1 protein-coding gene is annotated in these 512 nt (G+C 58.0%); it reads left to right on the top strand.

Annotated features, from left to right (window positions below; translation table 11 throughout):
• Positions 1 to 512, top strand: a 512-nt coding sequence (locus AC2YI2_RS35185; RefSeq protein ID WP_487391148.1) for an ABC transporter permease, incomplete at both ends; no start/stop codon positions are given.

Below are 512 nucleotides of genomic sequence, written 5' to 3'. Positions count from 1 at the left end.
TCCTTCCGCGACGGCTCGACGGTATTGAGCGTGATTGGTCGTCACCTGTTCGCGACGCTGTTGTTGATGGGGTCTTCCACCGTCATTGCCATCGGTATCGGAACGTGGATCGGTATTCGCGGCGCCACACACCGCTATTCGGCCTTCGATTATCTGGCGACCGTTGGCGCCATGGTGGCATTGTCCATCCCGACTTTCTGGTTCGGGCTTGTTGGCATCTATGTCTTTACACTCCAGTTGGGCTGGCTGCCCGCCGGCAACATGTACACGATTGGCGATGGCTCGGTCTTGAACTATCTCCATCACCTCATCCTGCCGAGCGTCGTGCTGGCCCTGGTCCATATCGCCATTTGGAGCCGCTACATGCGATCCGCGACGCTTGACGTCATCAGCCAGGAATTCGTCAAGACGGCTCGGGCCAAGGGTTTGAGTGAGCGGCGGATCTTGATGAAGCATGTTGTCGGCAACGCTCTGCTGCCGATGATCACGCTTGCAGGAATGCAGCTTCCCAG

This window comes from Rhizobium sp. SRI_017, from assembly GCF_057586295.1.
This window is presented reverse-complemented; position numbering and strand designations above follow the sequence as displayed.